At 40.3% G+C, this 26,748-nt stretch carries 20 protein-coding genes, 1 tRNA gene and 4 pseudogenes; 17 read left to right on the top strand and 8 right to left on the bottom strand.

What is annotated here, in order from left to right:
• Positions 1 to 39 precede the first annotated feature (39 nt).
• Complete coding sequence (locus DTA23_RS28750; protein ID WP_256603152.1) at positions 40 to 375, bottom strand: alkylphosphonate utilization protein; 336 nt, start codon at positions 373 to 375, stop codon at positions 40 to 42.
• A gap of 74 nt (positions 376 to 449) precedes the next feature.
• The gene (locus DTA23_RS28755; RefSeq protein WP_256603154.1) at positions 450 to 620 is read right to left on the bottom strand and encodes a hypothetical protein; all 171 of its coding nucleotides are present in this window, start codon (positions 618 to 620) and stop codon (positions 450 to 452) included.
• A 280-nt stretch (positions 621 to 900) separates the two neighbouring features.
• Between DTA23_RS28755 and ypfJ the strand changes: the two are divergent.
• Positions 901 to 1,771: pseudogene (gene ypfJ, locus DTA23_RS08620) on the top strand (KPN_02809 family neutral zinc metallopeptidase).
• Positions 1,772 to 1,920: 149 nt separating this feature from the next.
• Here ypfJ and DTA23_RS08625 read toward each other — a convergent pair.
• Entirely contained in the window at positions 1,921 to 2,901 is a 981-nt protein-coding gene (locus DTA23_RS08625; protein WP_112374446.1) for a LuxE/PaaK family acyltransferase, read from the bottom strand.
• Positions 2,902 to 3,187: 286 nt separating this feature from the next.
• Positions 3,188 to 3,931 (bottom strand): 3-oxoacyl-[acyl-carrier-protein] reductase, encoded by a 744-nt coding sequence (fabG, locus tag DTA23_RS08630; protein ID WP_046675808.1) that lies wholly within the window; start codon positions 3,929 to 3,931, stop codon positions 3,188 to 3,190.
• A 513-nt stretch (positions 3,932 to 4,444) separates the two neighbouring features.
• On the opposite strand from fabG, the gene DTA23_RS08635 reads away from it, so the two are divergent.
• The 4 genes from DTA23_RS08635 to DTA23_RS08650 all read left to right on the top strand — a co-directional run bounded on the left by DTA23_RS08635 (position 4,445) and on the right by DTA23_RS08650 (position 9,488).
• Positions 4,445 to 5,944: a malate:quinone oxidoreductase gene (locus DTA23_RS08635; protein ID WP_070569666.1), complete on the top strand. Its 1,500-nt coding sequence runs from the start codon at positions 4,445 to 4,447 to the stop codon at positions 5,942 to 5,944.
• A gap of 215 nt (positions 5,945 to 6,159) precedes the next feature.
• Entirely contained in the window at positions 6,160 to 6,777 is a 618-nt protein-coding gene (pnuC, locus tag DTA23_RS08640) for a nicotinamide riboside transporter PnuC (RefSeq protein ID WP_070569668.1), read from the top strand.
• Entirely contained in the window at positions 6,764 to 7,843 is a 1,080-nt protein-coding gene (locus DTA23_RS08645) for an acyl-CoA dehydrogenase family protein (protein ID WP_112374447.1), read from the top strand. Before pnuC ends, DTA23_RS08645 begins: the two co-directional genes overlap by 14 nt.
• 109 nt (positions 7,844 to 7,952) lie before the next feature.
• Positions 7,953 to 9,488 carry an IS1182 family transposase gene (locus tag DTA23_RS08650; RefSeq protein ID WP_112374448.1) on the top strand — a complete coding sequence of 512 codons (1,536 nt, stop codon included), beginning with the start codon at positions 7,953 to 7,955 and terminating at the stop codon, positions 9,486 to 9,488.
• A 142-nt stretch (positions 9,489 to 9,630) separates the two neighbouring features.
• Here DTA23_RS08650 and DTA23_RS08655 read toward each other — a convergent pair.
• Positions 9,631 to 9,702 (bottom strand) — tRNA-Arg (locus tag DTA23_RS08655).
• A 275-nt stretch (positions 9,703 to 9,977) separates the two neighbouring features.
• Entirely contained in the window at positions 9,978 to 10,880 is a 903-nt protein-coding gene (xerD, locus tag DTA23_RS08660) for a site-specific tyrosine recombinase XerD (RefSeq protein ID WP_112374449.1), read from the bottom strand.
• Positions 10,881 to 11,124: 244 nt separating this feature from the next.
• Between xerD and DTA23_RS08665 the strand changes: the two genes are divergently transcribed.
• A complete protein-coding gene (locus DTA23_RS08665; protein WP_112374450.1) occupies positions 11,125 to 13,980 on the top strand; it encodes a M16 family metallopeptidase in 2,856 nt (951 codons plus the stop codon).
• 130 nt (positions 13,981 to 14,110) lie between these two features.
• On the opposite strand, the gene DTA23_RS08670 is transcribed toward DTA23_RS08665, so the two are convergent.
• Positions 14,111 to 14,971 carry a sigma-70 family RNA polymerase sigma factor gene (locus tag DTA23_RS08670; RefSeq protein WP_028068906.1) on the bottom strand — a complete coding sequence of 287 codons (861 nt, stop codon included), beginning with the start codon at positions 14,969 to 14,971 and terminating at the stop codon, positions 14,111 to 14,113.
• A gap of 389 nt (positions 14,972 to 15,360) precedes the next feature.
• Here DTA23_RS08670 and DTA23_RS08675 point away from each other — a divergent pair, with 389 nt between their 5' ends.
• Complete coding sequence (locus tag DTA23_RS08675) at positions 15,361 to 15,582, top strand: helix-turn-helix domain-containing protein (protein WP_046675813.1); 222 nt, start codon at positions 15,361 to 15,363, stop codon at positions 15,580 to 15,582.
• Here DTA23_RS08675 and fmt read toward each other — a convergent pair.
• Positions 15,579 to 16,496, bottom strand: a complete 918-nt coding sequence (gene fmt, locus DTA23_RS08680) for a methionyl-tRNA formyltransferase (protein WP_112374451.1) — start codon at positions 16,494 to 16,496, stop codon at positions 15,579 to 15,581. The two genes, DTA23_RS08675 and fmt, sit on opposite strands and share 4 nt — an antisense overlap.
• Positions 16,497 to 16,647: 151 nt before the next feature.
• Here fmt and DTA23_RS08685 point away from each other — a divergent pair, with 151 nt between their 5' ends.
• The 10 genes and pseudogenes from DTA23_RS08685 to lysA all read left to right on the top strand — a co-directional run bounded on the left by DTA23_RS08685 (position 16,648) and on the right by lysA (position 26,677).
• Positions 16,648 to 17,865 carry an ABC transporter permease gene (locus DTA23_RS08685; protein ID WP_070569678.1) on the top strand — a complete coding sequence of 406 codons (1,218 nt, stop codon included), beginning with the start codon at positions 16,648 to 16,650 and terminating at the stop codon, positions 17,863 to 17,865.
• Between the two features lie 115 nt (positions 17,866 to 17,980).
• Positions 17,981 to 19,549, top strand: a complete 1,569-nt coding sequence (locus DTA23_RS08690; RefSeq protein WP_256603164.1) for a cation:proton antiporter — start codon at positions 17,981 to 17,983, stop codon at positions 19,547 to 19,549.
• Positions 19,542 to 20,105 carry a hypothetical protein gene (locus DTA23_RS28760; protein ID WP_256603165.1) on the top strand — a complete coding sequence of 188 codons (564 nt, stop codon included), beginning with the start codon at positions 19,542 to 19,544 and terminating at the stop codon, positions 20,103 to 20,105. Before DTA23_RS08690 ends, DTA23_RS28760 begins: the two co-directional genes overlap by 8 nt.
• A 25-nt stretch (positions 20,106 to 20,130) precedes the next feature.
• Positions 20,131 to 20,550: an isocitrate/isopropylmalate family dehydrogenase gene (locus tag DTA23_RS28765; protein WP_256603167.1), complete on the top strand. Its 420-nt coding sequence runs from the start codon at positions 20,131 to 20,133 to the stop codon at positions 20,548 to 20,550.
• A gap of 218 nt (positions 20,551 to 20,768) precedes the next feature.
• Entirely contained in the window at positions 20,769 to 21,392 is a 624-nt protein-coding gene (locus tag DTA23_RS28770; RefSeq protein WP_256603168.1) for an isocitrate/isopropylmalate family dehydrogenase, read from the top strand.
• A gap of 55 nt (positions 21,393 to 21,447) precedes the next feature.
• A complete protein-coding gene (locus DTA23_RS08700; RefSeq protein ID WP_070569685.1) occupies positions 21,448 to 21,705 on the top strand; it encodes a hypothetical protein in 258 nt (85 codons plus the stop codon).
• 186 nt (positions 21,706 to 21,891) lie between these two features.
• On the top strand, positions 21,892 to 22,962 hold the full coding sequence (gene serC / locus DTA23_RS08705; RefSeq protein ID WP_070569687.1) for a 3-phosphoserine/phosphohydroxythreonine transaminase: 1,071 nt from the start codon (positions 21,892 to 21,894) through the stop codon (positions 22,960 to 22,962).
• A gap of 144 nt (positions 22,963 to 23,106) precedes the next feature.
• Positions 23,107 to 24,054, top strand: a pseudogene (locus DTA23_RS08710) (D-2-hydroxyacid dehydrogenase).
• Between the two features lie 89 nt (positions 24,055 to 24,143).
• Positions 24,144 to 25,496: pseudogene (locus DTA23_RS08715) on the top strand (aspartate kinase).
• Between the two features lie 2 nt (positions 25,497 to 25,498).
• Positions 25,499 to 26,677, top strand: a pseudogene (lysA, locus tag DTA23_RS08720) (diaminopimelate decarboxylase).
• Positions 26,678 to 26,748 lie beyond the last annotated feature (71 nt).

Here is a 26,748-nt window from a genome sequence, read left to right on the forward strand (position 1 = left end):
CCCAGTTTAAGCCTTAATTATTTAGACGAAAAGTCTATTTTAATTTTGTTTACGGAGATATTTGGTCAGTATCACGATGGTTTGGCCTTCAATCTTTCCCTCAATTTGCTCGATATTGTCTGCTACCAGTCTAATATTCTTAACCACGGTACCTAAAGTCGCTTTTAAAGAGGAACCTTTCACATCAAGCGTTTTTGTCAGAACAACAGTGTCGCCCTCCAATAGTCGTTGCCCGATGCTATCTTCATGAAAAGAAACATAGCCGTCATTTTCATGGTCTCCAGTTTTCTTAGCTTCAGCTAGTGTCTCATCGTCTAAATATAGAATATCCAATGCTTCAGACGCCCAACCTTCATTTTTTAGTCGGTTTAACATACGCCAGCATACAATTTGTACCGATGGGTTCTCGGACCACATTGCATTTGGAAGGAATTTCCAATCGTCCGGATTTAATTGCTCCGTTTGTTGAGCTGATTGACCAATGTTTCTGAAATCAGTAAAGTATTGTCCAAATTTGATGTTATTTCCGGTGGTAATGTATAAGCAATTAAAGTGGCATCTTCGCCTGTCAGCTCACATTTTCCGCCAGCTCTCGCTTGTAATTGTTCTTCTAATTTCATGTCAGTTTTTTTGAAAGCCCAAACTTAGCCAAATTTGTTTTGATGTACAATGACGAATATCACGACTTAGAGAAATAACTCCTGTTTTTGTCCCTTTAAAGCATTGTTTTTGCTAATGACTATCTTTTCTTACCGGTAAATTTATGATATGAGCGAGCTATGATGTAAATTGTAGCATGAGTTTTTTCTTCAAATAAATCTACTTCATGTAGAACATTGGTACCGAATTTTGTGTTTATCCAACATTAGAAAAGATTATTAACTGTAATATAGAAATACTATGAAATGGCAAGGAGGTAAACAAAGTGGTAATTTTGAAGACCGCAGAGGAATGTCGGGGGGGAGGAAAAATTGCTTTAGGAGGAATTGGTGGAATTATTGTTTTGGTCATTGGATTTTTGATGGGTGGAGATCCGAGTCAACTCTTACAGCAGGCTCAAAATATGGGGGCGCAAACCGAACAGTCCGGGCAGCCACGTGAGTTAAATCCTGAAGAAAAAAGGCTAACCGAATTCTCCTTGACTGTACTCCAAAGTACAGAGGATGTTTGGGCAAAGCTGTTTAAAGAGCAGATGCAGAAGAGTTATACGCCTACTACCCTTGTTTTTTATGATGGTGGTACACAAACGGATGGTTGTGGCATGGGACAGGCCTCTTACGGACCTTTTTATTGTCCTGGCGATCAAAAGATTTACCTGGATCTGAGCTTTAGTAAAGAACTGTCGGATAAATTCGGGGCGAAGGGAGAGTTCGCCATGGCGTATGTAATTGCCCATGAGGTTGGACACCATATCCAACAGTTGGTGGGTTTATTACCAAAGACCAATCAGGCCCGTGGGCAAATGAGTGAACGCGAAAATAACCGGATCTCTGTGATGACCGAACTGCAAGCTGATTTTTATGCTGGAGTATGGGCGCATTATCTCAATGAATATACCGATATAAAAATCGATTATAATGATATTATGGACGGTATGAAAGCTGCCGAAGCAGTGGGAGATGATAAATTGCAGACAGAGGCACAGGGCTATGCTGTTCCTGAATCATTTACGCATGGTACGTCCGCTCAACGTATGGAATGGTTTAAAAAGGGATATGATTCGGGGGATATGCGATCGGGCAACACCTTTGAAGATCCGAGTCTGAAATAAAGATCATACTTCGAATGAAAAAACACCTGTTCACACATCATGAACAGGTGTTTTAATTTAATTGCCCTATGTGTTTCACCACCTACGCTTTCATTTATTTGGGAATATAAAGGATCATCACAAAACCCGTGCTGAATCATGTTGGATCATTATTGAACCAACAAATTACATCCCCTGATATCACTTTGGTCAAAACGTCCTAATATTTCAAAAGATCCATCTGGATATACTTTACCCAAATCCTGCGTGGCTATAAATGAACACGAGTAACGATTCGCAAGGTCGATAACGTTGATACCACCAGTTTTATTCATGGGAATTAGGCTCAATGGATCATTGGTGTCGCGAATCAAGATTTTCATCCATTTGGGAAGATGGAAAATTCCCTGACCTGAAGAATAACCTTGTGAGAGTAATTCTGTCATGCCATATTCCGAATGGATTCCATGGACGGAAAAGGCTTCTTCCAGGAGTTTATGGATTTCCTGTTTGACCATTTCCTTGCGTTTACCTTTCATTCCGCCAGTTTCCATAATAATCAGTTCAGGAAATTCAAAGGCGTATTGTTCAATGAAGTCGAGTAGGGCGTACGTTACGCCGAAAAGGATTGTTTTTGTGCCTTTATTTTTGAGCGCCACAAGTGTATCGTAAAGCTCTTGGTGGTTATAGAGAAAATAATTGCTTTCAGGCTGCTCACTTTGCTTCATGAGATCATCAATCATGTAGATTAAAGATGAACCGCTTCTTTCAAGGTATGAGGGTAGAAGGGCCAGTACGGCAATATGGCTTAGTGGACCATAGAAGTCTTCAAAAATACGACGGAAAGTGCGTTCGTAAATACGGAGGTTAGCGACTAAATGTTTTGAGGTGACCATACCCGTTGTACCCGAACTCGAGAATACGATTTCAGCCTCCATTCCTTCAGCAATAACCTGTTGCGTCTTAAAAAATTCAATAGGCATAAAAGGAATATCCGTATAGTGCTGAATAAGGTCTTTTTCTCTGCCGAGGAGGCTGATATAGTCACGATAAACCTTACAATGCTGGCTCTGGAATTGGTAGGTATCTAAACAATGCTGATTAAAATCATCCTCGGTTTTAATTTCAAAAAAATCCTTCCAGTTCGCCATAGCATTTAAATTTGATCGACAAAATTAACGAAAATTTGTAAATATTGGAGGCGATCTATAGATTCCTTCTTATCAGAAGCCTATTGAAGATGTTTGGTATTATTAATAATACAGGTATGTGGAGACAGAAAATTCTGTAAACAGAAGGAGCAGTATAGTGTCTTTGTCCGGTATATCCAGGTTAGAGGGGTAGTTAGAGGGGTAGATAGATCGGGATCGTCGTAAAACATAACTAGAGAACAGGCTTAGGTCAAGGTAAGAAAACTTGACCTAAGCCTGTTATTTTTTATAACATACCACCATCAACAGGAAGAACCTGTCCGGTTACGTATGCCGATAAGTCAGATGCTAAATAAAGACATGCATTGGCAACATCTTCTGGTTGGCCAGCACGTTTCAATGGAATTCCAGCTTCCCATCCTGCCACGACTTTAGGATCCAATACATCTGTCATTTCGGTACGTATAAAGCCTGGAGCAACTACGTTTGCACGGATATTACGAGAACCTAATTCTTTAGCGACCGATTTTGTGAACCCAATGATACCAGCTTTTGATGCAGCATAATTTGCCTGACCAGCATTTCCTTGAACGCCAACAACGGATGACATATTGATAAATGAACCTTTACGGTTTTTCATCATAATTTTTGAAGCAGCTTTTGTAACGTTAAAGACAGATTTTAAGTTCACATTTAATACATCATCCCAATTCTCTTCGGTCATACGCATTAACAGGCCGTCTTTTGTGATACCAGCATTATTGACAACAATATCTAATCCGCCAAAATCAGCGACGATCGCATTGATCAATTGTTCTGCTTCTTCAAATTTTGAAGCGTCAGAGCGATAACCAATCACTTTGGTGCCAAAAGCCTGAAGCTCCTGCTCCAACGCCTGTCCTTTTTCGACAGAAGAAAGATACGTAAAAGCGACGTTAGCACCATGTTGTGCAAACACTTCTGCAATTTTCCTTCCGATTCCTTTTGATGCTCCTGTTACTAAAGCAATTTTTCCTTCAAGTATTTTCATCTGTATAAGTTATTTGTTCTTCAATTAATTACACTATGGCATTTATGACCATTTTCCTCGTGCTTTCTTTCGCTCACAGCCCGCCTGATCTTGGAATTCAACACGATACATGAACTCGCTTCCATTAGGTTTATCTTGGTTATGCCACAGTGTTTGTGTTTTTCTCGATGCTATAGTATGAGCGAATAAATGATCTTATTTTTTAGCCATCGTGTACACTATTGCCTATCGACGTTCTGCAAAAATGTTAAAACTATATTATAACACAAAATCTTTCGATAAATAACGGTTTAAAATAGAAAAACATTGTGTGCTGACCCGGTGTTTATCTTGGAGTGGGGGAGTGTTTTAAGGTAACATTTTTAGAATTTTACGGTAAGCGATTGCTCACTTAGGATTATTTTAATAAATCAATGGTATTTTTGAATAAGTGGTTCTAAAAAGTACAGTTTTTTGACAAAAGACTTGGACGTTTACCAAAAACTATATTAAATTTGCATCAATCACAAAAACATGAGCAAAAAATCAAATAAAGAAGTTGACGTTGTTCTGATCGGCGCCGGTATTATGAGTGCTACTTTGGGTACTCTAATCAATGAATTAAGCCCAGACGTTAATATTGAAATTCTTGAGCGTTTGGATGTTGTGGCTGCTGAAAGTTCTGACGCATGGAATAATGCTGGCACGGGTCACTCTGCTTTATGCGAGTTAAATTATACCCCCGAACAGAAAGATGGTTCTGTCAAGATTGATAAAGCAGTGAAAATTGCCGAGCAATTTGAAGTCTCTAAGCAATTTTGGTCCTACCTCGTTGATAAAGGCATTATTGCCCAACCTGAAAATTTTATCCGTAGTATTCCACACATGAGTGCGGTTTTTGGTGAAAAAGACGCTAAATTTCTAAAGACAAGATGGGAAACACTAACGACCCAAAACTTGTTCAAAGGGATGGAATATACCGAAGATACAGCATTGTTGAAATCGTGGATTCCATTGATGATGGAAGGACGTGCGGCAGACGAAAAAATCGCTGCGACAAAAATGGATCTGGGTACTGATGTAAATTTTGGGTCGTTGACACGTGATTTGATCGCTAATCTTGAAAATAAAGAAAATATTTCGATTTCCTTAAACCACGAAGTAATTGACATCGAACGTGAAGATGACGGTCGCTGGGAAGTGGAAGTCAAAGATTTAAAGACAGGAACAAAGCGAGAAATCAAGGCAAAATTTGTATTTATTGGAGCCGGTGGGCACTCGTTGTTATTGTTGGAAAAATCTGGAATACCCGAAGCGAAAGGCTATGGCGGATTCCCGGTAGGAGGCCAATGGCTGCGTTGTGTGAATGAAGAGATCATTAATACACACCATGCGAAGGTGTATGGTAAAGCTTCTGTCGGTGCGCCTCCAATGTCTGTACCGCACTTAGATACACGTTATATTGATGGCAAGCAAGCGTTATTGTTTGGACCATATGCAGGTTTCTCAACTAAATTCTTAAAACAGGGGTCTTACTTCGATTTACCGGCTTCTATCAAATTGTCCAATATCCGTCCGATGTTATCAGCCGGACTTGACAACTTACCGTTGACGAAGTATCTTATTACTGAAGTCATGAAGTCACCAAAAGATAAACTGGAGTCTTTAAAACAATTTATGCCTACAGCTAAATTGGAGGATTGGGTTATCGAGAAAGCAGGACAACGTGTTCAGGTCATCAAGAAAGATGAAAAGAAAGGTGGAATTTTAGAATTTGGTACAGAGGTCGTTTCGAGTGCCGATGGTTCTATTGCTGCGCTATTAGGAGCGTCTCCTGGAGCTTCGACGTCAGTGGCTATTATGATCAGCCTGTTGAAGAGATGTTTCCCTGAACGTGCCAAATCAGATGAATACCGTAAAAAACTACGTGAAATGATCCCTTCACACGGGAAATCATTGAACGATGATGCGCAACTTTGTAAAGAAACGCGTACGCGTACGCACAAAGCGTTGAAATTGATTGATATAGAATAATCAATTCGACAGAAAATATACTTATGGGGTGCTTGGAATGACCATGGTCATTCTCGGCTGAGATTATACCCAATAAAAGCGATTGTACCTCCTTGTACAATCGCTTTTATATACCTGATCCAGGTAATGCTGGCGTAGGGATTTAATTTCAATAAAAAATAGCCGTTTCTCTCCCATAGGTTTATTATGAATGACACGATATAATAAACAAGGCGATGACTTCTGAAACAATTTTCGAAGCTTTTGTAAAACAGATTCAACAGGCCACCATTGCGGAATGGTTAGGGGTATCCTTTGGTGTTTTACAAGTTTGGTTTTCCCGGCAAAATAAATCGATCAATTACATTTTTGGGATTATTGGTATCTTAATTTCTGTTTACGTATTATTCCATGCGAAACTATATGCCGAAATATTGCTACATCTCTATTATTTGATCATGAGCATCTATGGCTGGATCTATTGGAAATATAGTCGTGATGTAGCTACGCCCATAACACACTGTGAGCCGAAAGAATGGTGGATAGTAGGTGGCATATGTGCTGTCGGTTTTCTGTTGTTTTATTTCGGATTGGTACACTTAACGGATTCTGATGTACCGCTTTGGGATTCTGCCGTTTCCTGTACAGCTTGGGCAGGGATGTGGTTATTGGCAAAGCGGAAGATAGAAAATTGGATATTGTTGAATATCAGTAATCTGATGGCAATTCCTTTGCTGATCCATAAAGGGCTGTTTCTTTATTCGGGCTTGACGTTATTTTTATTTGTTATGGCATTTAGTGGGTATTTTAATTGGAGGAGAATAATACGTGAAGAAAGATATGCAATTCAATAGCGAAGATATCGCTATACTGAAAGATAATCAGGCAAAAGGAATTCAGCAGAAAACGTTGTCAGATGGACAACTGGATCTGATTTACCGTCGGAAGTGGTTTAAGATTTGGGTTCCCCGTGCATTAGGTGGATTGGGGTTAAGTGTACCTGAAGGACTCAGCTTATTGGCTGATCTGGCTTATTGGGATGGGGGATTATCCTGGACAGTAACTTTATGTTCAGGAGCAAATCTCTTTGTCGGTTTTATTGATCCCCTTATAGGAAATCAAATTTTCGAAACGGATCGGGTTTGTTTCGGGGGGAGTGGACAGGCATCTGGTACTGCTACGCGTGAAGGGGACCACTATCGACTCCGTGGTTTCTGGAGATATGCTACCGGAGCGCCACATTTGACGCACTTCACATTAAATGCCGCAATTCAGGAGGCGGGAAAACCCGTTTTGGACGAAAAAGGTGAACCGCTGATAAAATCATTTTTTGTCGATCGGGATCATGTACTGATTCACTATGACTGGGATACATTTGGATTGGAAGCTACAGCTTCGCATTCTTTTTCGCTGGAAGACGTTCTCGTTGATAGCAGGCAGTCTTTTGAGATTGATGCTGCAAAAAGTACACGTCGCGAGCTGTTGTATCAATATCCCTTTATGCCTTTTGCGGAATTGACTTTACTGGCCAACTTTACGGGAATGTATAAGCGCTTTTTGGATTTAATCGAAAAACTATTTGTGTTAAAAAGCAATCAATCCAAATGGGAGAAGACTGAAAGTAAAGAAGCGTTTAGGGTACTCGATGAATTTCAGCAAGATTATGCGAATCGGAGGGAGGAAATAATGAATTTGGCCGCTCTTTCTTGGGTAAATCTTCACGATGGAAATGATAATGCAGCGATTTATGAACAGATAGGCAAACAAAGTAGGGATTTTGTAGAATCTATCTTGACAAATACGATAAGACTCTATCCACACACCGGAATTTCGGGGGCCGCCATTGACCATGAAATCAATATCATCTTCAGGAATATTTTTACGGCTTCGCAACACAAGTTATTGCAAAAGAGCTTCTAAACAAGAGGCTGTCTCAAAAAGGCAGTCTCTTTTTTTGCATTATCTAAGGTTTATTATTTGTTTTAACGGTTTGATTTTCATATATTTATAGTGTAAACAAAAAGGATATATGTCATCTCAAAGACCTACTTTTAAGCCTTACTATCAGGACCAGATCATGGCCATTCCTCCAACTTTGGACGAACTGGTGGCCAAAGGTCATCCGGTACGTATCGTTAACGATGTAATCAACCGGATCAACATTCAGTCCCTATTGGACGCTTATAAGATAAAAGGCTGCTCCAGTTATCATCCGCAGATGTTGTTGAAAGTTTTGGTGTTTGGCTACGTAAGCAATGTCTACAGCAGTCGCAAATTGGAAACGGCGTGCCGGGAGAACATCAATTTCATGTGGCTGAGCGGCATGAGCTATCCCGACCACAATACCATCAACAGATTTCGAGGCGTTCGTTTGAAAGAAGCACTTCGTAGTGTATTTGAAGAAGTTGTCAAACTCCTGTCCGAAGAAGGTCTGCTGAGTATAGAAGATGTTTACACCGATGGCACCAAGATTGAAGCCAATGCTAACAAATACACCTTTGTCTGGAAAAAAGCTATCCAGACCAATAAGGAGAAGATGAAAGCTGCCTTAAAAGATATTTGGGAATACGCCCAAAGTATCGCCAAAGCAGAGGACAACCTTCCGGAACCTCCCGATCTGACAACAATTGACCGCGAAAAAGTTCAGGCTACGGTCGATAACCTGAACCGGGTCTTGTCCGATAAACCTTCGGTAAGCAAGAAGATGAGGGCAAAGTTGCGCTATGCGACTAAAAACTACCCGGCCAAGATTGTTCAATATGAAGAGCAGGAAGTAACGCTTGGAGATAGAAATAGTTATAGCAAGACAGATCCCGATGCTACTTTTATGCGCATGAAAGAGGATCATATGAAAAATGGCCAGCTCAAACCAGGTTATAACATTCAGATATCTACTTCCAATCAATACATCGTCAATTACACCATACATCCCAACCCCACAGATACCACAACGCTACCCGGTCATCTGGCACAACATGAGGCGAGCTTTGGGGAAATACTGAAAACCATTACCGCAGACGCTGGCTATGGCAGCCAGGAGAACTATGCGTTACTAGAAGGGAAAAACATTGGGGCCTATGTGAAATATGGTATGTTTGACAAGGAGCAGAAAAAGAGTTATTCGGGCAAGAAGCCATTCTCCGTTGATAAACTACATTATAACCCTGCAAAAGATTGCTATATCTGTCCAATGGGACAGGAAATGAACTGCATAGGTCTATTTACACAAAAGACCTCCACAGGTTTCGAGCAAAAAATAAAAAGATATCAGGCAAAAAACTGCACAAACTGCCCATTGAACGGTGCTTGCCACAAATCACAGGGCAATAGAATCATCCAGATAAATGAACAGCTTGAGGCTTATAAAGATAGAGCATACGGATTGCTTAACAGCGATGTCGGTATAGCCAAAAGAAAACAGCGATGTCACGATGTCGAACCAGTCTTTGGAAACATAAAACAGAACCACGGGTTCCGAAGATTTATGCTCCGCGGTAAGGAAAAAGTGTCCATAGAATGGGGTTTATTGGCTATAGCGCAAAATCTAAGGAAAAAAGCAGCTTAAAAAGCTACTTTTTGTTCTTTTTCTTCCCAAATGAACAGTTCTGTGAAATAATCAACAAACAACTCACAAATCTATCGCATAGCCATATTTAATAAAAAAGCTGCCTCAATAAATTTGAGACAGCTTCTTGTTAAATAGGATGTGTTCCCGGCGGGGGTCGAACCCACATCGTCAGAACCGGAATCTGAAATTCTATCCATTGAACTACGGGAACGTCTCGCAAAGATATACTATTTTCTAGATCTTACAAACAATCTTTGTGATAAAATTATATCTTTTAGCAATCAATTTTTAAGGCATCTTATCGTCAGTATTTTAGCGTTAGCTTTCGTCAATTCTCTATTTTTTTTACGTCAATGCTAATAGTTTCCATATATGCTTAGCATCGGGCGGGCCATGTGGAATGAGAGGTGGCTAGCACGATTGCCCCTGAATAAAGCAGTACAGTTCATTTGGATGGTCGAGCTGGCAAAGGTGATCGGACATTTATCACGACCGTGGATGATATTGCGTAATAATGGAATGAAGGTAGTCCCTATCGATGTGTGTGTATATTTCGGTCGTAGTAATACTTTCATGACCGAGCATATCCTGTACAGCTCTTAAGTCGGCACCACCTTCCACCAGATGTGACGCAAAGCTATGTCTAAAGGTATGTGGGCTGATGGTTCTTTGTAAACCAATTTTTAAGGCAAGTTCTTTGATGATCAAGAAGATCATGACCCGGGATAATGCGGCGCCTCTTCTGTTGAGGAATACAATATCTTCATTTCCGGCCTTAATCTTGATATGAGGTCTGATTGTTTCTAAATAGATGCGAAGGTGTTTAATGGCGTGTTGACCAATTGGAATGAGGCGTTCTTTGCTTCCCTTGCCTTCAACTTTGATAAATTCAACATCTAAAAAAAGGTTTGATATCTTGAGTGTGACAAGTTCGGAAACACGGAGACCGCATCCGTATAAGATTTCGATGATCGTTTTATTGCGCTCGCCCTCGGGTGAAGAAAGATCGATTGCCGCGATCAATTGATCGATCTCATGTATGCTCAAAACGCTGGGCAGCTTGCGTGCCAAGCGTGGCGCCTGAAGAAGATCTGTCGGATTGTGGACGAATTCATGCTCGATCATCAAAAAGCTAAAGAAAGTCTTCAGGCCAGAGATCAGCCTGGATTGTGTGAAGGGTGAAATATTAAACTCCTGCAACCAAGCCAAAAACTCCTGTATATTTTTTCTCGTTACAGTATTTAAAACCAAATGATTGTCTTCGCAGTAGATCTGAAATTTGGATACGTCATTTAAGTAAGCATCAATTGAATTAACGCTTAAACCTCTTTCGAACTTTAAGAATTGTTCGAATTCCTTTTTTATATCAGTCCAGTTTTCAAAATCCATTTGCAACAAAATTACAATTAACTGTTGTTCTTTTCGAAAGTTATTCTGTATTTTTAAGTGGAATTTTTACAGATTATAAGTAATACAAAGAGACGTTCCCTTATAGCGGGTCCCGATTCCTCCTTGGATAATGAAAAAAGTATTAATCTGTATTTTACGATTTATCGGGACAATTGATCTCCTGTTCCGTTTACCCTAATATAAAACAATTAGCAAAAATAACTGAAAAAAGACATTTTTTTGTATGAAATTCATTAAACCACTCGCATTAGCTTTTCTATTACCGGCTACGTTCTATATAGCAGAAGCAAAAATGCCAACCACGTTAACCGCGGAAGCGCGCGCGATTCTATCCCAAGATAGTTTGGCCCTGAATCAAAAATTACCCTTCGACAATGAAGTCATCACAGGGAAACTGAAAAATGGATTTACATACTTTATTCGTAAAAATAGCGAGCCTAAAGGCCGTGTTACCATGTATTTGGGTATGAAGGCCGGCTCTATTCTAGAAAATGAAAAACAGCTTGGTTTGGCCCATTTTTTAGAACATATGAACTTCAATGGCCTGAAGCACTTTCCAAAGAATGAATTGGTTAACTACCTGCAGAAAGCGGGGGTTCGATTTGGATCGGACCTCAATGCCTATACCAGCTTTGACCAGACCGTTTATCAGCTGCCCATTCCTTCTGACGATCCTGAACTTTTAAAAAATGGTTTGCAGGTAATGCGCGATTGGGCTCAGGACGCTTTGTTGGATGGCGAGGAAATTGATAAAGAACGGGGTGTTATTCTCGAAGAAAAACGAGGTGGAAGAGGAGTACAGCAGCGTTTACAGGATCAATACTTTCCGATGTTGCTCAATGGTTCCCTTTACTCCAAACGTTTGCCGATCGGAACTGAACAGATACTGAAAACATTTCCCTACACAGAAATACGCAAATTCCATGAAGACTGGTATCGCCCGGATTTACAGGCCCTGATCATCGTTGGAGATATTGATCCCAAGGAGATGGAAGAAAGGGTGAAAGTATTGTTTTCCGATATGAAAATGCCCAAAAAAGCGTTGGAGCGTAAAAAATATCGGGTCGATCTGTTAAACAAGAACCAGTTCTTGGCTATTTCAGATCCGGAACTGCCCTACACTGTTGCACAGATTTTGATCAAAAGCGAAAAAGAAAAGGTTTCCACGGTAGGAGATTACAGAAACGAGCTGTTGAAGAATGTGTTCAATCAGATGATCGCGGGGCGTTTTTCTGAATTGATGCAACAACCGAACCCTCCTTTTATGCAGGCAGGTGGAAGTATCAGCGATTTTGTTGCTAACCTTAATACTTTTTCATTGTTGGTAGTGCCTAAACCAGGCGAGTTGGAATCCGGATTTAAAGCGATGTTAACCGAATTTGAGCGCATTCAAAAATACGGTTTTACACAGACGGAGTTGGATCGTGCCATCGCCGATATGAAAAAGGGTAACGAGATGTCATTTATCGAGCGTGATAAAAAGAAGTCGGATAGCTATGTAAACCGTTATCTCAATTATTTTATTGATGATGAACCTGCTTTAAGTAATGAAAACGCTTATCGTTTGACAAAACAGCTGTTACCAACCTTGAAACTGTCGGAAGTGAATGGTTTGGTGAAAAAATATTATACCGATCTGAACCGCGATGTTTTAGTTATGGGGCCAGAAAAGGATAAGGCCAATTTACCCGCTGAGTCTACCGTGACGGGCTGGGTAAAAGCCGTGGAAGAGAGTCCCGTGACAGCATATGAAGATAAAGTTTCCAATCTTCCCTTGCTTTCAAAAGAGCCCGTAAAAGGCACTGTTTTATCGTCAAAAAGTATTGACGCCGTTCAAGCGAAAGAATTGATCTTAAGCAATGGTGTGAAAGTAATCTTAAAGCCTACGGACTTTAAAAATGATGAGATACAGATTATGGCGTATAGTCCGGGTGGAACATCAGGCTATAGTGATGCAGACTACTTCTCAGCCTCCAATGCGTCTTCTTTAATTGATGCAAGCGGCGTTGGACAAATGAACAACGTTGAGCTTACGAAGTATCTTTCAGGAAAAGATGTCTCCATCTCTCCGTATATCTCCGAACGTTACGAAGGTATTTCAGGTAGTACAGATAAAGAAGGCTTGAAGAATGCTTTTGAATTGATTTATGGTTATTTTACCGAGCCTCGATTGGATCAGGATATTTTCCAGAGTACCATGACCCGGGCAAAAGGATCTTTGGAAAATAGGTTGAGCAATCCAAATAATGTATTCTCGGATAAAGTGAAAGAAGTGCTTTATGGCAACAATGTCCGCCGGCAAAACCCAACGGTAGAAACGATCAATAAAATTGATCGGGAGCGTGCTTTGGCAATTTACAAAGAACGATTTGCTGATGCTTCGGATTTTGTGTTTACAATTGTGGGGTCATTTGACGAGAATCAGATCAAGCCTTATTTAGAAACCTACCTGGCTTCATTGCCGGCCCTTAAAAGAGGAGAAAGCTACAAGGATTTAAATATTCTGGAGCCGAGCAAGGGCGAGCGCGTAGTTGTTCATAAAGGCAAAGAGGAGAAGGCAAGTACGCAATTGGCCTACTATGGGGACTATACCTATAATGAAATTGAAAATGTGAATATGGAAGCCTTGGAGAGTGTGTTGACGATCAAATTGTTGGAAAGACTCCGTGAAAAAGAAGGTGGAGTTTACGGCGTGGGCGCTCGGGCGAGCTTCAGTAAGCTGCCAAAAGCACGTTATGCTTTCTCCATTGGTTTTGGTTCGGCAGTAGATAAGGCTGATGCTTTAATCACTTCGGCCTTGGATGAAGTAAAAAAGATTCAGGAAAAAGGCCCTGAAAATGGAGATATCGAAAAGTTCCTAGCGGAACAGCAGCGACAAAATGAGTTAAATCTTCGTGAAAATGGTTATTGGCTGAATTATATATCAAGTTCTTATCAGAATGATCTTGATCTTGCACGATATACACGTAGAATAGACAATATGAAGAAGGTAACTTCGAAGTCGGTGCAGGATGTTGCCGGAAAATATTTGAAAAGAGATCGACTTTTTGAATTTATTTTGATGCCGGATTCTAAATAACAGGAGTCCTGGAAAACAGAAGGGTTGCCTGCGTAGTAGGCAACCCTTTTTTATTGGCCAAAAAATTAGGAACAAAAAATCCCAACCATTTCTGATTGGGATTGCCAAAATGTCTAATAAGTATCTCTTGTTAACCCAAATAGGATTTTAAGATTTTGCTTCTTGAAGTGTGTCTCAAACGTTGAAGAGCTTTATCTTTGATCTGACGAACGCGCTCACGTGTTAAATTGAATTTTTCTCCGATTTCCTCTAACGACAATTGGTGATTGGAACCTAAGCCAAAGAAAAGCACGATAATTTCACGTTCTCTTTCTGTTAATGTTGCCAATGATCGTTTGATTTCTTCTGACAGAGATTCATCAATCAAAGAACTGTCTGTGTCTGGATCATGGTTCTCCAAAACGTCCAAAAGTGTGTTTTCTTCACCTTGAACAAAGGGAGCGTCCATAGATACGTGACGGCCAGAGTTGCTTAGCGTATCCGAAACCTTGTCTACTGTAGTTTCAAGGATATCCGCCAATTCTTCTGGAGATGGTTCCCGTTCGTATTCTTGTTCTAGTTTTGAGAAAGCCTTACTGATTTTGCTCAATGAACCAACTTGATTCAATGGCAGACGTACGATACGCGATTGTTCAGCAATTGCTTGAAGAATAGATTGGCGAATCCACCAAACGGCATAAGAAATGAATTTAAACCCCTTTGTTTCGTCAAAACGTTTAGCCGCTTTAATTAAGCCCAGGTTACCTTCATTGATTAAATCACCTAAGGTTAAACCTTGATTTTGATATTGTTTTGCTACTGATACTACGAAACGAAGGTTGGTTTTAGTCAATTTTTCCAAGGCAACTTGATCGCCTTCGCGGATACGCTGTGCTAATTCTACTTCTTCTTCTGCTGTAATTAAGTCTACTTTACCAATTTCGTGTAAGTATTTGTCCAAAGACTGTGACTCACGATTGGTGATAGATTGTGTAATTTTGAGCTGTCTCATTAATTTTTATTAATTCTCCTCTCTAAGAAATGTTTGCGAAAATACGAAAAATTTTTGAATTATTAATGGAAAATTGATTATCTAGCCACTCATATTTAATGAGTTAGGCTTTTTTGAGTTTCAATTTTTAATCATCAAAAACTATTCCATTTTAATATTTTTTTTCCTCTTATCTGTTGCTGTAATATTCAACTGTTTGATATTTAAAGAGCTAAAAGGTTTAATTTTTTTTATTGTTCTAAACAATTTAACTCGTCGGCAGCTGATTTATTATGCACCATGCATTCCTCAAATTTATTTTAAAATGATAATTTTATGATAAAACAAAAAGATGGATCTTTTGTTTTATTAGTGACATTAAATAAATTTAAAAGAATAAAAATTATATTATGCCAATCTTAATTCACTTGGATAAAATAATGAAAGAGAAAAAGATGTCGCTTAACCAATTGAGTGACAACGTCGGAATTACCCTTTCCAATCTTTCAATCATCAAGAATCAAAAGGCGAAGGCATTGCGATTAGATACTCTTGAAGCGATATGCAAAGCGCTAGACTGCCAGCCTGGTGATCTGCTGCAATATTATGATGGTGGTGATGAAAAAGGTTAAAATCGATAGCCTTTTAAAAAATCGACTACATTCATTCTTTTTTTGCCTTCGAGTTGAAGGTCAGAAATGACAATATAGCCGTCTTGTGTCGCAATTTTTAAGAAACTTTTCTTGTCAGTTTCTACGGTTCCCGGTATTGTAGCTGTATGGGCAAGCTCTTTTTCTGCGCGATAGATTTTTAGTACCTTATCATTTAAGAGGGTAAATGCCGCTGGATAAGGGCTTAAACCGCGAATGAAGTTATAAACCTGCGCAGTGGGCTGATCCCAGTTTATTTTACAGTCTTCTTTGAAAATTTTTGGTGCATGTTTGAGCGGCTCCGTGGTGAGAAGGACGTCTTGAGGTTTAGGCTGCAAGGTTCCGGCCTTCAATTGCTGGATGGTTTGAAGGAGCGTTTCTGCTCCAGCCACCATGAGGTTATCGTGAAGATCACCGGCGTTATCTGTTTCTTTGATGGCAACTTTCTTCGACAATAAGATGTTTCCCGTATCGATTTCGTGCTGTAGTAAAAATGTCGTTACGCCCGATTCTTTCTCTCCATTGATGATGGCATGATTTATCGGTGCTGCACCCCGGTATTGTGGAAGGAGTGAGGCATGGACGTTGATCGTTCCAAATTTAGGCATATTCCAGACGATCTCAGGTAGCATACGAAATGCCACCACAACCTGTAGGTCCGCCTGAAAACTTTTGAGGTCATTCAGAAATGCTTCATCGCGAAGTTTCACGGGTTGAAGAACTGGGATGTTATGTTGTTTAGCAAATATTTTCACCGCAGATTCATGTATTTTTTGTCCGCGTCCTGCAGGTTTATCCGGTACAGTAACCACAGCGACAACTTGTTCGCCAGACTGAATCAGTGCTTCAAGTGAAGCTACAGCAAAATCGGGAGTACCCATGAAAATAATACGCATAATACTTGAAAATTTTTATAAAACTCTTTAAACCAGTGCAGGGGCCTCCTCGTTGAATAGCCTACTGAAAAACACCTAATAATTTGTCATTTTAGTTTTGTAAATAACAAATTTTTATAACTTTGCGAAGTTACATAAATATATTGAAAGCTTGAATTTTCCTTATTTTTTAGCAAATCGGATCGCATTTTCTGGAAAAAGAACGTTCTCAAAATTGATCGTTCGGGTGACTATTGGTGCCATTGCTCTTGCTATTGCAGCGATTATTATATCTATTGCGGTATTGCGCGGATTTAAGGGAGAGATTATCAGTAAGCAACGGAGTTTTTTTGCCGATGTATTGGTTTTACGTTACGACCTGAATAAGTCTTACGAAAATTCGCCCATAACACTTGCACCGGAGGTCCGCAAGTCCATATTGGCAATTCCTCAAGTCAATTCCATCAGTTCCTTTGCAACCAAGGCCGGAATCATCAATGTCAACAATGAAGTGGAAGGCGTGGTTCTCAAGGGTATCGATTCATTGTATAATCAGCAGCCGTTTCAAGGTATGCTGGTGGAAGGGAATATGATAGACTTTAAATCGGATAATGCCGATAATCAGATTTTAGTCTCTAAGTATCTCGCAGATCGATTGCTCTTAAAAGTCGGTGACGATTTTATTATGTATTTCGTGCAGGATCCTATACGCAAACGTAAATTTGTCATTAAGGGCATTTTTAATACAGGCTCTGAAGAATTAGATAAGGTCTATGTGATCGGGTCTCTCAATGTCATCCGCAAACTGAGCAACCTCGATGATCATGAGGTAGGGGGCTATGAGATTCGGATCAAAGATTTTAGTCAGCTCGAACGGACAACAAACAAGGTTGAAGACCTGTTGCCTATCGATATGCAGGCAATCAATATCAAGGATCAGGTTCCCGATATTTTTCAATGGCTGGAACTGCTGGATATGAACACCAAAATCATTTTTATACTGATGACGGTGGTAGCTATTATCAATATGATTTCCGCCTTGCTGATCACCATTCTTGAGCGGACTTCAATGATCGGTATTTTAAAGGCTTTGGGGTATCACAATGCCGGAATTCGCCGTGTTTTCATGTACAGTGCCTTGTACCTGATCGGCCTCGGATTGTTAATCGGTAATCTTATTGGCCTCGGTTTTTACTTTTTTCAGGATTTTACCCATTTCTTTAAATTGGATGAGAAGACCTACTATATCTCCTATGTGGCCGTTCAACTTCAATGGTCTGATGTGATTCTTGTCAATTTGGCTGTTGTGTTTATCGGAATGATCTCTTTATTTATTCCGTCAATGCTAATTACCAAAATTAGTCCGATTAAAGCCATTTCTTTTAAGTAACACTCTTTTTAGGCTTCGCTTTCTTTAAAAAATCGTATTTTTAGTGCTGTTAACTATTTTTCGAGCTGTATAGAAAAATAAGTATTTATATTTTACGGCTAGTATACAAGCACATATGAATAAAACTTTTGAGCATATTTCCCACGCCTTCGAAGCACCTTTACAAAATCCTGTACTTATATTTTCACTGGTACTTTTTATTATCCTGTTATCACCGATTGTACTGCGACCGATTAAGGTTCCGGGGATTATAGGATTAATTATATCCGGCGTTATTATTGGACCGCATGGACTAAATTGGCTGGAAAAAAACTCGGCCATAACGCTTTTTTCAACAATAGGCCTGCTCTATATCATGTTTATTGCCGGGCTCGAGTTGGACATGAATGAATTTAAAAAGACAAAAAATAAGAGCTTGCTCTTTGGCTTCTTGACATTCATCGTGCCGATCAGTATTGGCTATCCCGTTTGTCACTTTTTATTGGGTTACGGTGTTTTGCCGAGTTTGTTGATATCAAGCATGTTTGCTACCCATACGCTGGTTTCTTATCCCATCGTCAATAGCTATGGTATTTCAAAAATGGAGGCTGTTGCGATTACGATCGGTGGAACAATCCTGACCGATACGGCCGTGCTGATTATTCTTGCTGTAATTACTGGCGTTTCTCAGGGAAATATAGGTAATGAATTTTGGATTACCCTGACGATTTCCTTTGCTATCTTTCTGTTTATCATGTTTGGTGTTATTCCGAGGATCGCGAAATGGTTTTTTGAGCGCTTGGGGAGTGAGAAGACGTCCAATTATATCTTCGTTCTCTCGGTTGTGTTTTTTGCGGCATTTTTGGCAGAAATTGCCGGCCTTGAGCCGATTATTGGGGCTTTCGTTGCCGGTCTGGCCCTCAATAAACTGATTCCACATTCTTCGGCTTTGATGAATCGGATCGAGTTTATCGGTAATGCGATTTTTATTCCTTTCTTCTTGATATCTGTGGGCATGATTGTCGATGTCAGCGTGATCTTGAAAGGGCCGCAGGCCCTTATTATTGCCGGAACACTGACCGTTGTGGCTATCGTCGGAAAATATGTGGCCGCCTGGCTGACACAGATTGTTTTTAAATACAGCCGTGGTCAACGTAACCTAATATTTGGTTTAAGTAGTGCACATGCTGCGGCAACACTGGCCGTTATTATGGTTGGACATAAGAACGGCATTATCGATGAGAATGTGCTTAATGGTACGATTCTGCTGATTTTGGTGACCTGCATTGTCGCCACGGTGGTGACGGGAAATGCCTCACGTAAAGTGGTTATGGATGGCGAACAGGACGAAGAACATACCGATGTGGTAAAGGAAAAAGATGAAAACATCTTGATTTCTATCGCTAATATGGATAATATGGAGCCGATTCTGGATTTTTCAACCTATATTAAAAGCAAGAAATGTTCCTATCCTGTCAATATTGTGTCCGTTGTGAAAGATAATGAACAGGCACAATTAAACATGTCCAAAGCACGGAAGAACCTGGACAATATGGTCAGGTATGCTTCGGGTAGTGAAACAAATGTGAATATAAGTGCTACAATAGATTTAAACATTGCCAGCGGGGTTGCACGTTCGGCCAAAAGAGGTTTCTGCCAATTGTATTGTTTTGGGCTGGCCAAGTGCGGCCAATTTTATGGATAAGTTTGTCGGGGAGAAAACGGAAAGTATTTTAAATAGAACCTCGGCTAATGTGATGTTATGTCATTTTAAAAAACCTTTTATTTCGAATAAGTCGATTGTCGTTTTTGCACCACCGATGTGCGAGGCGGAATTTGGTTTCGAATACTGGCTGGAGAAGGTAGTTAAGTTTGCCCAGGAATTATCCCTGTCTATCACTTTTGTGGTTGATACACGTTCTGCCGCTGCCATTGAAGAACATCTCGTCGAATTGAAAAATTCTGTTCCTGTCACATTCAAACATTACGACAACTGGGACAATTTACAGGGCCTTAAAGCGTTTAAGGAGGAGGATGCGATGTTTATTTTTGTGTCGGCTAGAAATGGAGAAGTTTCCTATCGGGATTCGCTGGATGGAGTAGCAAAGAAATTAGATCGTATTTATGCAAACGAAAATCTTGTTTTAGTGTTTCCTAGTAGAGTGGAAAATGCGCACATCGACGAATATGAAGATGTTGAAGCTGCACCAATCTTTAGAAAAATTAGCAAAGAAATCGGAAATATGTTTAATAAGGGATAGTTATTGTCCGTTAAAATTGAAGGTTATGTCAAATAAGATTACAATGTCAAGTGAAGGAACTTTACAGGTTCCAGATTTTCCAACAATTCCTTTTATTATCGGCGACGGCATTGGTCCTGACCTCTGGCATGCGCAGTGCGTGTTTTTGATCAGGCGGTGGAGAAAACGTACGGCGGACAACGGAAAAATAACATGGAAGGAGGTGTTGGCAGGTGAGAAAGCTTTCAACGAAACAGGCGAATGGCTACCAAAAGATACGTTGAATGTATTAAAAGAGTACCTGGTTGGAATCAAAGGGCCGCTCACCACGCCAGTAGGCGGGGGAATCCGTTCGTTGAATGTTGCGTTGCGTAAGGATTTGGATCTCTATGTATGTCAACGCCCGACAAATGGTTTGAGGGTGTACCTTCGCCAGTCAAACATCCCGAGTATGTGGATATGGTGATTTTTTCGCGAAAATACCGAAGATATTTATGCTGGAATAGAGTTTCAGGAAGGAACAGCTGAAGCCAACAGATTCCAGGATTTCTTGCATGATGAGCTTGATATTGATTACAATTTCTCGGCCACGACAGGCGTCGGTGTCAAACTGGTTTCTGAAGAGGGATCCAAAGATTAGTCCGTGCAGCGATAGAACATGCTATTGATCACAACTTGCCTTCCGTGACGATTGTTCACAAAGGAAATATCATGAAATTTACGGAGGGGGCTTTTAAGATTTGGGGTTATGAGGTTGCTGAAACGGAATTTGCCGACAAAACCTATACGTGGGGACAGTGGGAGCGAACGAAAGAAGAAAAGGGTGTGGAGGTTGCCAATCAAGAACAAAAAGTGGCCTTAGATTCCGGTAAAATTTTGATTAAAGACATGATTGCCGACAACTTTTTACAGCAGATCCTGCTGAATCCACGGGATTTTTCTGTTGTGGCAACGTTGAATCTGAACGGTGATTATATTTCTGATGCGCTGGCAGCAATGGTTGGCGGTATAGGGATCGCACCGGGCGCTAATATCAATTTTAAAACCGGGCATGCTGTCTTTGAAGCCACCCATGGTACTGCACCTCGCTTTGCAAATACCAATACCATGAATCCTTCGTCGGTTATTTTAAGCGGTGTTATGCTATTCGAATACCTCGGCTGGACCGAAGCGGCGGCGGCAATTGTTAAGGCCTTAGGAGAAACGATATTGGCTAAAACGGTGACGGTGGATTTTTACAATTTGATGGATGATGCGACCTTGGTCAAAACAAGCGAATTTGCAGATCGAATTATTGAAAAAATATAAGAATTTTATTTTCTGAGATATTAAGCAGAAATTTGAATAAAATTTCTGCTTTTTTATGGATTACAATCAGCTGCCACTTTTTATAAAGGAATCGACCGTTTTTACGGAGAACGAAAAAATGAAGTTGGCTCAGGTCGACCGTTTACCCACGCCACAGGAGGTAGATGATATAACGAGTCTCCCTGAAATTTACGAATTGCTAAATGCCTTTATTGGTGATCAATCTTCTCGTAATACCCATCTTCAGCTCAAGGCTAAGGAGTATTTGCAAGATAATCAGGTAGATATGGCATGGAAAGTGTTGCTTATTTGATGTTTTTTGTATTGAATTAGCTGTTTGTTGTGCGATCTTTTTATTGAAATCATTTAGAATTTTATAAATTTTCAATAAAAAAACAGATTAGTTGAAAAATATATAATTTTATTTTACCTTTGGTTTTTAAACAACGGATTGCTTAGCTAGGGTTAAAAAATAGCAATCAAACAAACTATAACATCAATGAAACATAATTTTGGAGCAGGTCCATGTATTCTGCCAAAGGAAGTATTTCAACAAGCCTCAGAAGCTGTAATTGATTTTAACAACACCGGTTTATCAATTTTAGAGATCTCTCACCGTTCCAAAGAGTTTGAAGCAGTGATAGATGAAGCCACACAATTAGTACGCGAGTTATTGGCAGTACCTCAGGGATATTCGATTCTTTTCCTTCAAGGAGGGGCAAGTTTGCAATTTGCAATGGCGCCGTTGAATCTTTTACCTGAAGGCGGTAAGGCTGCTTATTTGGATACGGGTGTATGGGCTACAAAAGCATTAAAAGAAGCTAAAAAATTCGGTACAGTAGATGTTGTAGCTTCGTCGATTGATAAAAATTATTCCTATATCCCTAAGGGATATGCCATCCCAACAGATGCGGCATATTTTCATTATACAGCCAACAATACCATTTACGGTACGGAGGTTTTTGATAAACCCGAAACCGCATTACCAGTGGTTGTTGACATGTCTTCTGATATTTTTTCACGTGAGATCAACGTTGCTGACTATGATTTGATTTATGCTGGTGCTCAAAAAAATATGGGGCCTGCAGGTGTTACACTCGTGATTGTTAAAGATGATATCTTAGGTAAATCAGGACGTATTCTTCCATCGATGTTGGATTATCAATTGCATATCAACGGTGGTTCAATGTACAATACACCACCGGTATATTCGATTTTTGTTTCGATGTTAAACCTTCGTTGGTTAAAAGCAAAAGGCGGTGTTTCGGTATTGGAACAAGAGAATATCATCAAAGCACGTGCTTTATACGATGAAATCGATCGCAACCCATTATTCAAAGGTACTGCTGCTGTAGAAGACCGTTCGCGCATGAATGTTACTTTTGTGATGGATACACCAGAGTTGGAAGCTGAATTTTTGGCTTTGGCGAAAGAACGTAATTTGATTGGCATCAAAGGTCACCGTTCTGTCGGTGGATTTAGAGCTTCAATCTACAATGCTTTACCATTGAGCAGCGTAAATGCGTTGATTGATGCCATGAAAGAATTTGAGGACACGCATACAGCCTAAGGCTGCATGCATGTTGCTGAAATTTAACAGTTGACGAATAAATAATTAGTTAGATTACGAATTATAAAGGTCGTATCGTATTCACGGGATTGGATCTTCCAATGAGTTGAATGGTACTGCTACCTTTAAAAACGAATTATAAAGATGAAAATATTAGCGAATGACGGTATCGATCCACTAGGAAAAAAAATGCTGGAAGATGCCGGTCATAGTGTAGATACAACGCATATTCCACAAGAAGAGCTTCCAGAAAAGCTTCTTGCTTATGACGCAATCACGGTACGTAGCGCAACTAAAGTGCGTCAGGCCCTGATTGATGGCTGCCCTAATTTGAAAGTTATCGGCCGTGGTGGAGTAGGCATGGATAATATTGACGTAGAATATGCCCGTTCAAAAGGCATCGCTGTTGTCAATACCCCGGCGGCATCTTCGCTATCCGTTGCTGAGCTGGTGTTTGCTCACCTATTGAATGGTGTCCGCTTCTTATACGATGCCAACAGAAAAATGCCAGTTGAGGGCAACACAAAATTTGGCGCCCTTAAAAAAAGCTTATGGTGCCGGTACGGAGCTTCGTGGTAAGACGATCGGTATCGTTGGATTTGGCCGTATCGGTCGTGAAGTTGCCAAAATCGCCATTGGTCTAGGGATGGATGTGGTTTATACGATTTGTTCGAAGGACCAAAAGCGTTGACCATAACACTTTCAGGTGGTATCCAGGTTGACGTGCCTATTCAACAAGTGGAGATGGACGAGCTATTGAAAGTTTCAGATTTTATCTCTTTACACGTTCCATTTTTGGATAAACCAGCGATTGGAGCTGCAGAGTTCCCATTATTGAAAGATGGTGTAGGCTTAGTCAATGCTTCTAGAGGTGGCGTTATTGATGAGTTGGAATTGGTGAAAGCATTGGATTCGGGCAAGGTAGCATTTGCTGGTTTAGATGTATTCGACAACGAACCTACTCCACGTGAGGAGATTTTGAAACATCCGAAAATTTCATTGACGCCACATATTGGAGCGGCAACTAATGAAGCTCAAGAAAGAATCGGCGAAGAATTGGCCGGTCTACTGATCGAAAACTTGAAGAAGTAATTCTTCCGCGTAACATATCAGATATGCGGCACAAAACTTTCATGATTTTGTGCCGCATTTTTTTTAATATAAATTCATGAATTGCCTATATTGGCACACAGAAATTTAATAATTGTAACTTTCAGTATGAAAGTTTAAAATTTGGTGGTACTTCCGTGGGGAGTGCAGCACGTATCAAAGGGTTGTTGGATATTGTAAACCCTGCTGAACGTCAGATCGTCGTGTTGTCCGCAGTTGCTGGAACGACAAATGCTTTGGTTGAAATCGGTCAAGCTTACACAGCAGGTAAGAAGGACGAAGCTAAAGAGTTGGTCAAGAAGCATAAGGATAAGTACGAAGACCTTATTAAAGAACTTTTCAGTACTGAACAGGGATATAAAAAATGGTAAAGAATTGATCGATTACCATTTTAACCTGATTTCTACCTTGGCCAACGAATTGTTTACACCGATCGAGGAGAAAGTTATTTTAGCACAAGGCGAATTGATGTCTACCGCTTTATGGCATTTTTACCTGAATGAAATTGGCGTAAAATTCCGTGCTGTTGCCAGCCCTGGACTTTATGAAAATTGATGAAGACAATGAGCCTATGGTTGATTACATTGGCGAAAAGCTAAGCCATATTTTTGGCCCAGAGTCCAGAAAATACCCTATTTATCACGCAAGGTTTTATTTGCCGTAATTCTTTTGGTGAAATTGATAATTTGCGCCGTGGAGGTTCAGATTATACGGCTTCCTTGATCGGGGCAGCAATCCGTGTCGAGGAAGTTCAGATCTGGACTGACATCGACGGGATGCACAACAATGATCCCCGTGTTGTCAAAGGAACCACACCGATTGCACATCTAAGCTTTGATGAAGCTGCGGAGCTGGCTTATTTTGGTGCTAAAATCTTACATCCACAATCGGTGTTCCCAGCGCAAAAATATAACGTTCCAGTTCGGTTGTTGAATACGATGGAACCCAATGCAAAAGGGACATTGATCAGTAAAGACGGTGCGCAGAAAGGTTGTATTCGTGCTATAGCAGCGAAAGACGGTATCACAGCAATTCATATCCATTCGTCGAGAATGCTACTTGCCTACGGTTTCCTGCGCCGTGTCTTTGAAATATTCGAGCGTTATAAAACACCAATCGATATGATCACAACTTCGGAAGTGGCGGTGTCTTTGACGATTGATGATACCACAAATTTGGCGGATATTATCAAAGAAGTGGAAGATTTTGGTTCAGTAACAGTGGATGGTGATCAGACCATTGTATGCGTTGTAGGGGATTTTGGTTTGAATAGCCATGGCTATGCCGCTCGCGTACTTGATGCTGTAAAACACCTTCCAGTTCGTATGATTTCTTACGGTGGTTCAGACTTTAACGTGTCAATTCTATTGAATTCAGATCATAAAACTGAAGCATTACGTTCATTGCACAATCGTTTATTTTAAGAATTAGGTTTTTATATGATAAATACAGGTATCGCGGCGAAAATTTGCAGAGAAAAGAAACGCCGTTTTATTATTATGATCTGCATGTGTTAAACAAGACCCTGGAGGCTGCGCATGCTGCTTCGCACAAACGGGGATTTTCATGTTCATTATGCATTAAAGGCCAATTTTAATGACGAGTTATTGAAGGCGATTCAAGCGGTCGGCTTTGGTGCGGATTGTGTGAGCGGCAATGAGGTGAAGAAAGCCATTGAATGTGGCTTTGATTCCAAAAAAAGTTACTTTTGCAGGAGTTGGTAAATCCGATAAGGAAATCAATTACGCGCTCGATCAAAATATCTTTCGCGTTTAATGTTGAATCCATTCAGGAGCTTGAGGTCATCAATGAGCTTGCCTCAAAGAAAGGTGTAAAAGCGAATGTAGCTTTACGGATCAATCCAAACGTGGATGCACATACCCATCATTATATTACAACAGGGCTTGATGAAAACAAATTTGGTGTGCCCAATGCCGATTTGGAAAAATGTGCAGCCGTGCTTAAAAAATGTGAGTCTATTGAATTGGTAGGTCTTCATTTTCACGTCGGTTCACAGATTACGGATATGACCGTATTCAAAAGCCTGTGTGTGAAAGTCAATGAATGGAAAAACTGGTTTGAAGAACGCGGTACACAAATCCGTGTATTGAATGTCGGTGGCGGATTGGGGATAGATTATAAAAATCCGGATGGAAATACAATTCCCCATTTTGAAGCCTATTTTGATATTTTCGACCGCTTCCTGGAGCGTACAGCACAGCAAGAAGTGCACTTTGAATTGGGACGGGCTTTGGTTGCGCAATGCGGAAGCTTGGTAAGCCGTGTCTTGTATGTCAAAAATGGTGTCAAGAAGAATTTCTTGGTATTGGATGCCGGAATGACTGAATTAATGCGCCCGGCCTTGTATCAGGCCTATCATAAAATTGAGAATATCAGTGCGGTGGACACTGTAGAATCCATTAACTATGATGTTGTTGGACCTATCTGTGAATCTTCAGATTGTTTTGGTAAGGAAGTGCCACTTCCGGTCTCAAAACGTGGCGACTTAATTGCCATTCGTTCTGCAGGCGCCTATGGCGAAGTGATGGCTTCGCGTTATAACCTCCGTGAGGAAATACGGTTTGTGTATAGCAATCAGCTTTAATAGCTGTCGTAAAATAATTATTCTTAAGCCAGTCCATTTCTCGGACTGGCTTTTTTTGTTTTTAAATGCTG

Source organism: Sphingobacterium multivorum, from assembly GCF_900457465.1.
In the GTDB taxonomy this organism is placed as follows: Bacteria; Bacteroidota; Bacteroidia; order Sphingobacteriales; family Sphingobacteriaceae; genus Sphingobacterium; species Sphingobacterium multivorum.